The organism is Rickettsia endosymbiont of Thecocarcelia acutangulata (assembly GCF_964263195.1).
In the GTDB taxonomy this organism is placed as follows: Bacteria; Pseudomonadota; Alphaproteobacteria; order Rickettsiales; family Rickettsiaceae; genus Rickettsia; species Rickettsia felis.
In genome coordinates this window covers 475,379-487,948 of the sequence record NZ_OZ181652.1, presented here as the reverse complement: position 1 = coordinate 487,948, position 12,570 = coordinate 475,379, and the positions used below count along the sequence as shown (strand labels likewise).

Below are 12,570 nucleotides of genomic sequence, written 5' to 3'. Positions count from 1 at the left end.
AGCAAGGCGTCTTGAAGCTGATAACCGCAGCGTACATACTAGTACGTGAGGATTATCAGCAAAAGACAACGTAGCCAATTTTTCAAATTAAACAAGTATATCTAACCAAATACGCCAATTTTAATGGCTTCTTGGTTTACCACATCACCCCCTACTCTCTTCACTGCATAAAACTTTACAAAAGGCTTTTCAGTGTAAGGATCACGCATTATATTAATACCGCTTCTATCTACTATTTTATAGGCTGTTTTAAAGTCACCTATCGCTATAGCATTTCCCTTTTTATCTATAAGAGGCATATCGGAGCTACAAACTACCGGTATTCCAAATATTGTTTGCTTAAACGAATCTGATAGTGATTGCTGCCAAATAAAACGCCCTTGATTATCTTTAAGCTTTCGTACTTCCGACAAAGTAATACGATTCATTAACAAAGTTGCATTCGCTAAATATTCTTCCTTAAGTGAATTTATAAAATCAAGCAGCCCATCGGCGGTAATTTTATTACCCATCTTAACTTTTTCGATTTTATCATGGTCAGGCGATAAAATACCTCTAGGTTTTTTTATACCGTCACCATTTATAAACGCATTATTTTCCATTTTAAAGAAACTATTACGCAATCTTTCACCTAACCAATTTTCGACTCTGATAGTCGCATCATCAAGTAGTGCTTGGCTAGCTTTCGGCTGTGCATATAGCTCATGAACAAAAATACGCTGTTGCTTTAACTTCGCTGCCGGAGTTTCTTCTCGTGCTTCTACCTCCCCAATCCAGCCACTACTAAATTTACCGTCCTCGCTTATTATATCAAGGGCATTCGTAGAAATTGTTTCAATCGAAGCAAGTCCCCTCATTGGCGATCTAGCATTTATTTCGGTGATGATATTGTTATATAAAGTCTGTAATATTAAAACGCCGCCTGCTTCAGTACTACTATTTAGGGATGATTTTTGCATAAGCTCATTATCTTCGCCTTTACGTACATAATTAATGAAAGCTGTTTTCTGTTCTTGTTCTTCTATATTTACACTATTTGGTCTTTCTAAAATATTTTGCGTATTATATAGCTTTTCCTCTAACTCATTGATTTTATCGTTATATTCTACTTCTTGCCCTTTAGTGATATATAAGATTTTAGCACTTTGATTAGCTGGAAAAGTAACAATACTTATCTCTAAAAGCTCTGCTTCGGTAATTACTCTCTGCCTTGTATCATTATAAATCGAGTTTTTTATATAAAAGCCTATAGATAGTCCGTCTATTGCCCCTTGCTTTATTAGCTCTATCGCTTCTACTCCTGCTTTGACTTTATTATTTATCACCGCTTCCATTTTTAAACCGTGGTCATCTTCAGCCAAATGAGTAATAATTCCGATAGGTTTTTTACTGTCATGTTGCCAAAGAAATTTTACGTTATGATGATCGGCAATATTATAAACACTCGCATAGCCGATAATTACTACCTAATTATCGGTTACGGACTTTATTTCCATATTATCGAAAGTTTGATTGCTGTAGATTACTTTTTTCATATATTTATTACCTATTTTCCGTTGTCACCCCATGACTTAATCACTCGGTGCATTAAGATAATATAACTGAAAAAATGCTAGCACTAAGAGGTGGGTGTTGTATGTCATTACTGCAAGGCATTAAATCGTCATTGCGAGCAGCCATAGGCTGCGTGGCAATCTCATCAAATATCCTGAGATTGCTTCGTTAAAATTTTCAATTTTTCCTCGCAATGACGAAAAAACTAGACATAGAAAAAACATTCAAGATATCAAACATTTACTATCATCAGTAGATTTTGTACCCATCAAAGGTACTTCTTCAAGTTTTTCGGCTTCTTCTTCCGGCCTTTCAAAAGATAATAATGTTGAATAGGAATATTCAAATTTACAAAAATGCCATACTTTATCAAATTGCTCATTGCAGTCTTTAATAATTTTTTTTTAATCTCATCACCTATGTATTTAAAATGACGATGATAAAATAACATATTAGAAGTAATAGTAATAGCGATACTATCTAGATTTAGTATTAGTAATCATTCTTAAAGAAATATTTTGGCATGATTTATATCCAAGTTTTTGACCTATTAAAATAATATAATCACCAAAAACTAAATCCGGTAAAATATCGTAAATAGTACCGCTATAATAGAGATGAGATAGAGGCAATATTGCCTCTTCTTCGCCAAGTAACATAGCACAGGTTAAATTTTCTACTGCTGACTCAAACAATAGATTAACTGCTTTTTTACTATAGAAAGGCCATTTATCGTAAAAAACAAAAAACATTTCCTGCTGCTTTAAACCTTCCTTAAGCAACTGATTTACCGGTGATAGATAAAAGATTTTATTGTTTTTTATAGAATTAAACATTTTTTAACAACGAAGCAATTATTATTTTTTTCTGTATCTTCGACTAACCCAAGAACCTCTGTTTGTTGTGTGTTACTAAATTCTGTTTGCTGCTGAAATTCAGTAATCATATTAGGTATAATTAAGGGAAGTTGTTCATTATTATTAGGAATCTCTATTTGTTGTACAGTATTTAATTCTGTCTGTTGTAAGGGAACAGGTGGTGGAGGTGCTTTATTATCAACATTAATCTCTATTTGTGATTCAGTATTTAATCTTGTCTGCTGTAAGAAAACAGGTGGTGGAGGTTCTGGATTATTAGTATTATTAGGTCCATCGAATGTAGAAAGCAGCACCAACACGCTTAAATTATCATTTTTTTTAGGTTTAACTAATGGTTCATCTTGTGACGATATATCAGCCTGCGTTAATAGCTCCGGAGTATTAGATTCTTTTTGTGGCGTATTATCTATAATACCGAATATGTCTTTTATTTCAGTATCTTTTATACATTCAATAATAGCAGACTCAGCTTCCTTTTTTATTGCGTCGGTTATTTCTGATTGATATTTTAACTTGGAGCTTATACTAACTCTAGTACATGTTATAGCCAAAGCTTTAAGTTTTTCAGATAAAAGATCATCATTCTTATAACGTAAAGCCGTACAATTTGGATCACCGCATTTTTTCCCTATTGAAAGAATAAAATCTCCCTTAATAATATCTTTTTTAACTGACCAGCCGTTGTAATAAAATTGAGCTAAATAGTAAGCTGCCTCACCACCTTGCCCGCAAAAGAATGCTTCTTTTAATTGTTGGTATAATCTATCTATAATCTCTATATTTTCAGGTGTTGTTATTAGTTCATTATTTGCTGATTTAATAAGAAGTCGATTGATGTCATCTAAATATTGCTGTCGTGCTGCTTTAAACATTTCATCAGAAGTTAATTTTTTATCTTGGTTATTCATCATTATTTTCATCCCTTTATTTTTTTAAGATATGGTACAGTTTCCTGCCCCGAGTAGTGTAGAATAATCGTGCTTAGTATTCTCTCTATATTCTTCTATTGGTTCTAGAGTTATAGGTTGAGATTGAACTGTAGTGATATCTAATATAGATTCAGATTGGGTTAGAGGAGTAAATTCATTTAATTCTTTATTGATTTCTTCTTCATCAATAGAGTCTTTGATTTCTTTTTTTCTTATTTCTTCTTTATGTTCAAAAATACTTTCATCGGTAATTAATTGATATTTAGGCGGTAACTCGCTATTAAACTCCTGTATAATTGTTTTTAAGTTAGTCAGACTCAAATATTCAGGAACGGGAATTTTATGCCATTCCCCCTGCACTGCATTCATATATCCCTTTTCTATTATAGCTAGTTCCATAAGTTCAGAATAATCGGATATTCCAAAATCTTTTAAACACATAGAATTTGTTAATTTACTGTAATGTAAAAATTTTCCTATATTAGCTACAATTTTTATTAAATTATTTAGTCGTTCATTATTAATTCCAAGATGATTTCCATTTTTATAAAATTCAGATAAATATGCACAAGCATCTTCGCTTCCTAAAAACATAGCACCTTGAAAATATAATATAGCGTTTGTATATAATTTTTGTTGTGTAAAAATTACTTCTTCCACTAAAGCCTGCTGATAAGATTCTTTACCTTTTTTATATAAATACTCAGGAGTTAGTTGTATAAATTTTTGAGCTGAAATAAAAGTTGCTTTCATAATCCATATTCCTATGATATATTACAATAATTATCTCCTGAGGTTATTACCTCATCTTCGCCTGTAGGTATTAAGCATACAAGCTCTGAATATTCTATTGGTACATATATACATGGGAGTCTATCAAGAGTGAGATTAAAATCGTCGATAATTTTATCCTCGTTAACTGTGAAAGGATTGTTGCTATTTTGCTTTTGACATATTTCAATAGCTTTTACATGAGCAACAACACTAGGTTCAAAAAAACTTTCATTAATTTTTACTGACAATAAGGAGGTATTTATACATTTTTTATTATTAAGTTCTCTTCCGACTAAGAGCATAATATCTCTAAATTGTGTTATATTTATATTCTTAAGTTCATAATCAGGCATTTTTTTTATTACTTCATCATATAATTCTACTAAACCTTCACATGCGTTATTATTACCGGTAAATAATGCACATTTAAAAGTTTTTTCAGTTTTTAAAAAATCTTCACTAATATTACGAGAAGAAAACTTTTTAAATTCGTTTAATTGCTTATACGCATTTATTAAAAACTCTTGAGACTTAGAGTTGCTATTCTCTTGGGGCATATTAATATTACCTTGTTAAATTGGAGCTTAAGTAGAAGTTAACAAAAATTAAATCTACAATTTAAATTTAGTAATATTTTTGCTAAAAGAAAAGTTCGGCAGTGGAAAAAGAGATTATTTTTTTGGAAGGTAGTTGCAATATTATTCTACCGGTATTATCAATGTCTTTAAAAAAACCGGTTATAAGTTTGTTTTGATGTTTAACACTAATATTTTCATGTAACTTATAAGCATGTTTTAACCAGCTTTCTCTAATAAAAGAAAAACCGTTATTATGCCAAATTTGATAATATTTTTCAAAATTCTTTATTAATTTTTCAAGTAAAGCTTGCGGCTCTATAGGCGTTAGATTTTCGCTTATTAAGCTAGTAGTAGGCTGGTCAATATTATCAGGGTGATAGGTGATATTAATCCCTATACCTATAATAAGGTAATAATTATTTTCTACTTTAACGGATTCAAGAAGTATACCGGCAATTTTCCGACCGTTAACTAAAACATCATTGGGCCATTTTAGTTGTATAATGTCATCCCGTAGCCCCCCTACGGGATCCAGAAAACAACTTACAGCATCATTGGTTGTTGGTTTACTAGATCCCGTGGACAAGCCACGGGATGACATACAATCATAAACGGCAAGGGCTGTAACAAAAGATAATTGCGGTAATAATTCTAGCTCTTTATTAGGCTTTATTAGTAAACTTACATGTAAGTTACCTACCCTAGACTGCCAATTTTTACCGCTTCTTCCTCGTGCTTTGGTTTGAGATTTAGCAAGTACTGCATAGTTTGAATCAACTATTCCGCTTTTAGCAGTTCTCATAGCCTCAGAGCTTGTACTGTCTATTTCATCAAAAACAATTAGTTTAAATTTACCGATATTCATTTTTCTAGTAGTCGTCATTGCGAGAAGGCATTGCCAGCGTGGATACCAAAACCGTCATTGCGAGGAGCGAAGCGATGCGGCAATCTTATGAAATAATAACAAACTCCTGAGATTGCTTCGTCGAATTACTACGTAATTCTTCTCGCAATGACGGAAAACCGGTCTACGCAACAATACTCGCTCGCAATGAAGATAATCACCCCCTACTTGCATGACTTCTGGCTACACTATGTTTGCTTTGAATTTTTGGTGCTTCACTTTTACTTTTAGTTATAAAGCTTTCTAAAGCTTGTTTAGTAAATTTAAACTTAGCAATATTTTCATCAAAGGTTTTAGTTTTATCAAATCGTACATCTTTATTTTTATCTATTCCAAGTACCTCAATGAAATTATCTTTTATTTTACTTGAAGCAGCAGGATCGTTTAAGGTATACAGCAAAGCTTGCAATGAGTTTGTATCGGCTTTTAATGTATTATTGCGACTAGTTGCAGCAATAATTACATATTCTTTAAGCTTTTCATTTAATTCTTTTTCGTTTAATGCTCCGGTTTTACAAAATGATAATAACATTTTTGCTTTATCATCATGATTTTCGATAATTCCTTCTTGCCATTTAGAAGCATTATTTTCTTTTGACGGAATAAACATTTCTAATAATTTAGTTCCAAATGTTTTATGTAGATTTTTATTATCATAAACTTCATAAACATTTAGTAGAAATTTTTGATGGTCAAATGTTTTATCTGCTTCTTTGCCAAGGTCATGATTATTCAAATGTTCTCTAGTTTGACAATATCCTTTAATATGCAAATAATCAGAATATTTTTGTGCATCTTTGAAATCCAAAGTATCTATTCCGGCAGTATCTAAAACAACAGTGTTTAAAGCATTTTCACGTAATTGCTCATTAGTTTCTCTTAGAGTTTCGGTATATTTAAATTTTCCTCCTACTTTTGCAAGAGTCTTAAATAATACATCAGCTAAAAACTTTACGATATCACTTGGGCTTTCAAATTTTTTTGCACTATATATAGCAATATTTGCATCAGCTTCCATACCCGTGCCAAAAGCCATAGCTAGAGTTCTACCTTGCTTTTTAGCTAAGGTAATTTCCTCCATATTATCAGTTACTTCTTTTGTGTCAAATTCCGGTTCATTGCCTTTAAAATATTTTGTCGGTATATTATCTCTATACCCACCGTCGACATATTTTTTACCGTCAATTTCTACTGGTTCAAAAACAAGCGGTATAGAAGCAGAAGCACGGCAAGCTAAAGCAATTTCAATATTTGGCGTATCAAAGCTATTGAAAATAGTTAGTTCGCTTGTCTCTTGCTGAGTTGCCGTAATTACTAAATCCTTATACTGCACTGGATCGTATTTTCGCAGTAACGCTATATCCTTAAAATATATTTTACCATCTTTTTGGTTGTATCTTTCTCTTAATTCATCAAGAGCTTTATCATCTTTAACATTTACTATATCTGATCTCTGTAAAAAATTTCCTATATTTTCTTTAATAACAAGTTTTAATAAATCATATAAAGGTTTACCGTCTTTATTTAACTGTACTATACCCGCAGAAAATCCTTTTTTTCCAAGTAATGTTTGCAGATTTGTATTTTTAGAAATTTCTTCAAATCGCTCAGGCGGTGTCCCAAGAGCTACCACTGCTGCAGTTATAGCACCGGCGGAAGAACCTGCTACCGCCTTGACATTATCTAAAATACCGGCTTTTTTTGCTGCCTCATAAGCTCCGGAATATATTGCTCCCTTAGCTCCCCCTCCACTAAAAGCTATATATTCGATAGGAGTTTCTTGAGCCTTTTTAATATCCTCTAAATTCATAGTTTTATTTTATTAAGTTATCTTCTACAAACTTCCAGTTAATCATATGCTTAATAAATATGTCAACATAATCAGGTCGTTTGTTACGATAATCAATATAATAAGCATGTTCCCATACATCACATGCAAGAAGCGGCTTCATACCGTTTGCTATAGGCGTACTGGCATTAGCGGTTTTTATAATTTGTAACCTATTATCGTGATATACAAGCCATGCCCAGCCGCTACCGAACTGCCCTACTGCCTCTTGCTTAAACTGTTCACAAAATCCTTCAAAACTACCGAAATCTTTATTAATTTGTTCTAGTATTTTACCGCTTGGCTTACCTCCACCCTCCGGCTTTATTGAATGCCAAAAAAAGGTATGATTCCATATTTGGGCTGCGTTATTAAAAATAGCTGCATTTGAGTTTTGAGATGACCATTCTATTATTTCTTCTAAATCTTTTTTTTGTAATTCTTCTTTATCTTTGAGTAAATTGTTTAGATTTTGTACATAAGCATTATGATGTTTACCATGATGATAATCAAAAGTCTCGGGAGTAAAATGTGGTTTAAAACTCTCTTTGTCATAAGGTAAATCAGGTAAGATAAAAGGATATGAGGTTTGATTAGATTTGTTGCAATAGGTCATGTTATTTTCTCCTAGGTTGGTTTTATATATTTATAGCGAGAATCAATACGTCATTGCAAGAAAAAATTGAAAATTTTGACGAAGCAATCTCAGGAGTACTATTTCATGAGATTGCCACGCAGCCTACGGCTGCTCGCAATGACGTTTAACGCAGTAATTTATAAAAATCGGAAGCTAAATAAAGCGATCCGGTTATTATAATATTTGCTTTATTATCACCGTTTATCTTCTTTATATTACTAATCGCTTCTTCGAGTGAGTCGCTTTCGCTAAAATCAATCCCGCTCTTTCTGCCTTCCAAATTTATTGTTTCTGCACTATGGCTTAGTGGTTCGGATAAAACTTTAACACCGTAACCTTTAATTGTCAAACCCTTAAAGTAGGAGCAAAACTCCTCGATATTCCTATTTTTAGTCATACCGAGTATTAAATATATCGGTGATTTTAAGTTATCACGAATCCAATTTGTCAAAACTTGAGCTCCGCTATTATTATGAGCTGCATCTACCCAAATTTGAACATTATCACCTATTAATTTAGAATATTTTTTCGGCTCTATTTTTTCGATTCTAGCCCGCCAAATAGTATTTTGCAGTCCTTTAGAGATAATTTCGTTGCTAATATTAAATTGTTTATTTATTAAACTTATTAAAGAAATAACGCTTGCAGCATTTATTAATTGATGAACACCAAGTAGCGAAGGAGTCGGAAACTCATAACTAAAATTTCGTGATAAATAAATAAATCCGTTATCCGTCTTTTTAATACCGAAATCATATTCATAACAAAAACTCGGTACCTCTAACTCTTCAGTCTTTGTAAATAATGTTTCATAAACTTCCAAAGCTTGCATACTTATAACACAAGGAATGCGAGACTTCATGATACCCGCTTTCTCAACTGCTATTAGAGGTAATGTATTACCGAGCCTATACATATGATCATATGAAATAGGTGTAATTAAGGTAATTAGAGGCTGCTCGATTATATTTGTTGCGTCTAACCGACCGCCTAGTCCCGTCTCTAAAATTAATATATCGGCTTTTGTTTTCTCAAATGCTACAAATGCTGCTGCCGTAGTACCTTCAAAAAAGCTAAGTTCGATATTAAATTTTTCGCTTGCTACCCTCACCTGTTCGCAAACCTGCCATAATTCATTATCCAAGATTTTCTCGCCTGCTACTACGATTCGTTCGTTAAATTCTAATAAATGAGGAGATGTATAGCAATGTACCTTATAACCGGCAAGCGTAAAGATGCTTTTAAGCATAGCACTGCTTGAACCTTTACCGTTTGTACCTGCTATATGTATGACGGGAGGAAGCCTTAAATGAGGGTTACCTAAGGCTTTTAAAAGTCTTGCTATATTTTCAAGATCATATTTAATATTATTTTTCCAGGTCGGCACCGGAAAATGCGGCATTAGCATTGTTATTGATTTTTTTCATGAATATATAGAGTTATACAAAACTATAAACGCTTAGGATAGAAAAAGATTTTAAAGAAATATTTTTTAGCAATTAATCCAAATCTTGGCAATATTTTAAGGTTTTATTCAATTCTATTATTTCGTCAAAGGATAGTTTGCCAATTTTTGTATCGATTTTATCAATTGATATAGCATTAATTTTATCAACCATAATACAAGATTGTGATTTAAGACCATTTAACTCTATAGGAGTCAATAGCAGACGATAAATTGCAGTATTTATTAAATAGGTTGTTATAGGACAAACTAATATGCTGGCAAGAGTTTTATTTAACGAGTTAGATTGAATAACAACAACAGGACGAGGTTTGCCGTAATCTCCACTTAATACACAAACTACAATGTCGCCTTTTTTAATTTCTATTTTGTCCATTTATTAGAGGCTATCAGTAAATAAACTTTAATTAGTAATTAAAGAGCTTTTTTAGCGAAAATTATAAGATTTTTGTAGGAATAGTTATTCATATTTCAAAAAAATCTTATAATTTGCAGCAAAAAAGAACTAAATTACCGGTTAAAATTTGTTTACTGATAGCCTCTTAAATCCAATCTGTGTAATCTTGATTTTTTTCCCAGTCTTCTTCTAATTTTTTTTGTTCCCTAGATAACAAAGATTGCCGTTTAACATCTTCTGCTTTTAATTGTTTAATATGTTCCTGTCCCTCGACAAATAAACGTACAGCTTCATTAATTAAATTGTTTGGACGACAATGTAATTCTGCAGCTATCAATGTAATTTTTTCACTTAAATTGGTTTCTAAGTATATACTAGTTGGAGTGTTTTTTGTCATTTTATACCTGCACAACAATATTGATAATATAGATTATAACATATTATATTATAATCTACACTATACTTGTATTTCACTACAGTCAAATTTTGAAGTTCATCGAGTTTTTGGTTTTACTACATTGATAAGTCCGATTAATAAGCACGATTTAATTATTCCGGGTATTATAAAAAATAGTACACCACTATAAAATGCTTCTTTTAATCCTAAAAATTTGGATAACCATAACCAACCTAAACTCATAATAATTATATTACCGATCAAACATAAAGATATCTGATTTAACCATTTATTAGAAATAAAAATTTTATCTTTTAAGCTAGCCATAATATATACGGCAACTATGAAACCTGCTAGATATCCACCGGTAGTACCTAATAATATTGGTAAACCGCTAGAAAATTTACCAAATATCGGCACACCTGCAGCTCTTAGCGTTACAAAAGATAATACTGCTAAAGTACCGCTGACCCTATTATAAGTAAGCCCGATAAATAGTACTGCAACAGTTTGTAATGTTATGGGAACAGGCTTAAACGGTATTAATATTTGTGAACAAATAGTAAGTAATGCCACTCCTAAAACTATTTCTATTGCTTGCCTTTTGGTTAACGGTAGTGAGATTGAATTAAGTTGCATAAAATTACCTCATAATTTATTTTTAAGTAATTACACTAAATAGAATTATATAATGTTCTTGTCAATAATATAAAAATGAAAATAAAAATTTATAAGTATTAAGCATTGCGTGCATAACTTAAAACTTTATGCTCCAAAGTATGAGGTAGATTACATTACTGCACAAGAAATTATAGGCGGAAAGTGGGTTCAAAATACCTTATTACTTATTTTACTTGGTGGAAGAGATTTATACTATGTACAAAAATTGCAAGGCAAAGGAAATGATAATATAAAAAATTATTTAAAAAATGGCGGTAATTTTCTTGGAATATGTGCCGGTAGTTATTATAGCGGCAATTATTTAGAATTTGCTAAAGGAACAAATATAGAGGTTATAGGTGAAAGAGAATTAAAGATTTTCAATGGAACGGTTAGAGGACCATTGCTTGCTCCTTACTACTATAATTCAAATAAAGGAGCAAGAGAGCCGCTTACCTAAAAATAAATCCAACACTTAATTTAAATATTAAGGATTGTTATGCTTTTTATAATGGTGGTGGATATTTTGTTGATGCAGAAAATACTAAAGATACTGAAATAATAGCAAGTTATGAAGATAATAAACCTGCAATAATAAAATGTACTTGCGGTGACGGGACAGCTATTTTAAGTGGAGTTCATCTTGAATATGAGCCTGCACTCATAAAAAATCAATCTCTTAATAATATTCGTAAAATACTAAAAGCTCATGATACGGAAAGAATCAAATTATTAAATTATATATTAGACTTCTTCATAAACTGCTTATAGAGAGGAATATGTAGGAAACATGCAGCACAGCAGCGTACATAGAAGTACGTGAGGATGCGAGCAGCGGATTGATGCACAAATTACCTCTAGAAGTAGAGTTTATGAAGAAGTCTATTCAAAAATCTAAATCTGTATAATAGCTTGGAGGGGTAAAGCCAGGGATTCTATCTTGTAATAATAACCTAAAAGCCGGTCTTGATTTAATTAGTGAATACCAATGTTTGATAAGCGTCCATTTATCCCAATAAATCTCGCCGAAATAATCGAGTACCGATAAGTGACAACTTGCGGCAATATCAGCAATAGATAGGGAATCTGATACAAGATAACTTCTTTTTTCGAGTAAAGAAGTTATATATTCTAAGTGATAATTTAAATTATTTTTTGCAGCACGTAAAAATTCGGTTCTTGGGCTGCTCATTTTAGCAATTGATCTTATAACTTTTTCATCGATAATAATCTTAGTAACTTCACGATAAAATTTATCGTTAAACCAAAAGAATAATCGTCTAATTTCGCAACAAATATCAATATCTTCATCTAAAAAATTAAAATTCGGATATTTGCTATTAAGGTATTCAACAAAAGGATAAATACCTACCACAAATAAGCCGTATGATTCTTCTAAAATAGGCAATGTTCCGGCAGGATTTATTTTTAAGAAATCTTTATTAAATTGCCAATAATCTTCTTTAATCGTAGTAAATTCTATATCTAATTCTTTTAAGAAGACACAGGCTTGTCTTGAAAGAGGACAAATAGGATAATGATATAACTTTTTCATTAAATTTGTGTCAT

Annotated in this window: 13 protein-coding genes and 2 pseudogenes; 2 read left to right on the top strand and 13 right to left on the bottom strand. The window is 31.7% G+C overall.

The genetic code is table 11. The features are described from left to right. Window positions 1–101 precede the first annotated feature (101 nt). The 12 genes from ACE38Q_RS02600 to ACE38Q_RS02545 form a co-directional block, all read right to left on the bottom strand. Window positions 102–1,433, bottom strand: a complete 1,332-nt coding sequence (locus ACE38Q_RS02600; RefSeq protein WP_500191224.1) for a phage major capsid protein — start codon at window positions 1,431–1,433, stop codon at window positions 102–104. 597 nt (window positions 1,434–2,030) lie between these two features. Beyond that, entirely contained in the window at window positions 2,031–2,390 is a 360-nt protein-coding gene (locus ACE38Q_RS02595; RefSeq protein WP_500189991.1) for a hypothetical protein, read from the bottom strand. Continuing rightward, the gene (locus ACE38Q_RS02590; RefSeq protein WP_500189990.1) at window positions 2,375–3,343 is read right to left on the bottom strand and encodes an SEL1-like repeat protein; all 969 of its coding nucleotides are present in this window, start codon (window positions 3,341–3,343) and stop codon (window positions 2,375–2,377) included. The genes ACE38Q_RS02595 and ACE38Q_RS02590 overlap by 16 nt, the downstream gene beginning before the upstream one ends. Before the next feature lie 21 nt (window positions 3,344–3,364). Beyond that, window positions 3,365–4,114 carry a hypothetical protein gene (locus tag ACE38Q_RS02585; protein ID WP_500189989.1) on the bottom strand — a complete coding sequence of 250 codons (750 nt, stop codon included), beginning with the start codon at window positions 4,112–4,114 and terminating at the stop codon, window positions 3,365–3,367. An 11-nt stretch (window positions 4,115–4,125) separates the two neighbouring features. Beyond that, entirely contained in the window at window positions 4,126–4,692 is a 567-nt protein-coding gene (locus ACE38Q_RS02580) for a hypothetical protein (RefSeq protein WP_500189988.1), read from the bottom strand. Between the two features lie 82 nt (window positions 4,693–4,774). Then, on the bottom strand, window positions 4,775–5,578 hold the full coding sequence (locus ACE38Q_RS02575) for a biotin--[acetyl-CoA-carboxylase] ligase (RefSeq protein ID WP_500191222.1): 804 nt from the start codon (window positions 5,576–5,578) through the stop codon (window positions 4,775–4,777). 196 nt (window positions 5,579–5,774) lie between these two features. Then, complete coding sequence (locus ACE38Q_RS02570) at window positions 5,775–7,427, bottom strand: patatin-like phospholipase family protein (protein ID WP_500189987.1); 1,653 nt, start codon at window positions 7,425–7,427, stop codon at window positions 5,775–5,777. A gap of 4 nt (window positions 7,428–7,431) precedes the next feature. Then, a complete protein-coding gene (locus ACE38Q_RS02565) occupies window positions 7,432–8,061 on the bottom strand; it encodes a superoxide dismutase (RefSeq protein ID WP_500189986.1) in 630 nt (209 codons plus the stop codon). Between the two features lie 145 nt (window positions 8,062–8,206). Further along, on the bottom strand, window positions 8,207–9,490 hold the full coding sequence (locus tag ACE38Q_RS02560) for a folylpolyglutamate synthase/dihydrofolate synthase family protein (protein ID WP_500189985.1): 1,284 nt from the start codon (window positions 9,488–9,490) through the stop codon (window positions 8,207–8,209). Between the two features lie 91 nt (window positions 9,491–9,581). After that, window positions 9,582–9,923, bottom strand: a complete 342-nt coding sequence (locus ACE38Q_RS02555; RefSeq protein ID WP_500189984.1) for a type II toxin-antitoxin system PemK/MazF family toxin — start codon at window positions 9,921–9,923, stop codon at window positions 9,582–9,584. A 166-nt stretch (window positions 9,924–10,089) separates the two neighbouring features. Further along, window positions 10,090–10,341: a hypothetical protein gene (locus ACE38Q_RS02550; RefSeq protein ID WP_500189983.1), complete on the bottom strand. Its 252-nt coding sequence runs from the start codon at window positions 10,339–10,341 to the stop codon at window positions 10,090–10,092. Window positions 10,342–10,437: 96 nt separating this feature from the next. Next, window positions 10,438–10,980 carry a biotin transporter BioY gene (locus ACE38Q_RS02545; RefSeq protein ID WP_500189982.1) on the bottom strand — a complete coding sequence of 181 codons (543 nt, stop codon included), beginning with the start codon at window positions 10,978–10,980 and terminating at the stop codon, window positions 10,438–10,440. 91 nt (window positions 10,981–11,071) lie between these two features. Between ACE38Q_RS02545 and ACE38Q_RS02540 the strand changes: the two are divergent. Continuing rightward, window positions 11,072–11,786: pseudogene (locus ACE38Q_RS02540) on the top strand (BPL-N domain-containing protein). Continuing rightward, window positions 11,765–11,900, top strand: a pseudogene (locus tag ACE38Q_RS02535) (palindromic element RPE1 domain-containing protein); the annotation flags it as partial. The pseudogenes ACE38Q_RS02540 and ACE38Q_RS02535, both read left to right, overlap by 22 nt. Here ACE38Q_RS02535 and ACE38Q_RS02530 read toward each other — a convergent pair. Next, the gene (locus ACE38Q_RS02530) at window positions 11,888–12,556 is read right to left on the bottom strand and encodes a glutathione S-transferase family protein (protein ID WP_500189981.1); all 669 of its coding nucleotides are present in this window, start codon (window positions 12,554–12,556) and stop codon (window positions 11,888–11,890) included. The pseudogene ACE38Q_RS02535 and the gene ACE38Q_RS02530 overlap by 13 nt on opposite strands. Between the last annotated feature and the right edge of the window lie 14 nt (window positions 12,557–12,570).

What these genes read in the sequence shown, in the direction of transcription:
- ACE38Q_RS02570 (WP_500189987.1), bottom strand. Translation starts at nt 7,427, where the DNA reads ATGAATTTAGAGGATATTAAAAAGGCTCAAGAAACTCCTATCGAATAT.
- ACE38Q_RS02580 (WP_500189988.1), bottom strand. Translation starts at nt 4,692, where the DNA reads ATGCCCCAAGAGAATAGCAACTCTAAGTCTCAAGAGTTTTTAATAAAT.
- ACE38Q_RS02590 (WP_500189990.1), bottom strand. Translation starts at nt 3,343, where the DNA reads ATGATGAATAACCAAGATAAAAAATTAACTTCTGATGAAATGTTTAAA.
- ACE38Q_RS02545 (WP_500189982.1), bottom strand. Translation starts at nt 10,980, where the DNA reads ATGCAACTTAATTCAATCTCACTACCGTTAACCAAAAGGCAAGCAATA.
- ACE38Q_RS02585 (WP_500189989.1), bottom strand. Translation starts at nt 4,114, where the DNA reads ATGAAAGCAACTTTTATTTCAGCTCAAAAATTTATACAACTAACTCCT.
- ACE38Q_RS02560 (WP_500189985.1), bottom strand. Translation starts at nt 9,490, where the DNA reads ATGCTAATGCCGCATTTTCCGGTGCCGACCTGGAAAAATAATATTAAA.
- ACE38Q_RS02565 (WP_500189986.1), bottom strand. Translation starts at nt 8,061, where the DNA reads ATGACCTATTGCAACAAATCTAATCAAACCTCATATCCTTTTATCTTA.
- ACE38Q_RS02595 (WP_500189991.1), bottom strand. Translation starts at nt 2,390, where the DNA reads ATGTTTAATTCTATAAAAAACAATAAAATCTTTTATCTATCACCGGTA.
- ACE38Q_RS02530 (WP_500189981.1), bottom strand. Translation starts at nt 12,556, where the DNA reads ATGAAAAAGTTATATCATTATCCTATTTGTCCTCTTTCAAGACAAGCC.
- ACE38Q_RS02575 (WP_500191222.1), bottom strand. Translation starts at nt 5,578, where the DNA reads ATGAATATCGGTAAATTTAAACTAATTGTTTTTGATGAAATAGACAGT.
- ACE38Q_RS02555 (WP_500189984.1), bottom strand. Translation starts at nt 9,923, where the DNA reads ATGGACAAAATAGAAATTAAAAAAGGCGACATTGTAGTTTGTGTATTA.
- ACE38Q_RS02550 (WP_500189983.1), bottom strand. Translation starts at nt 10,341, where the DNA reads ATGACAAAAAACACTCCAACTAGTATATACTTAGAAACCAATTTAAGT.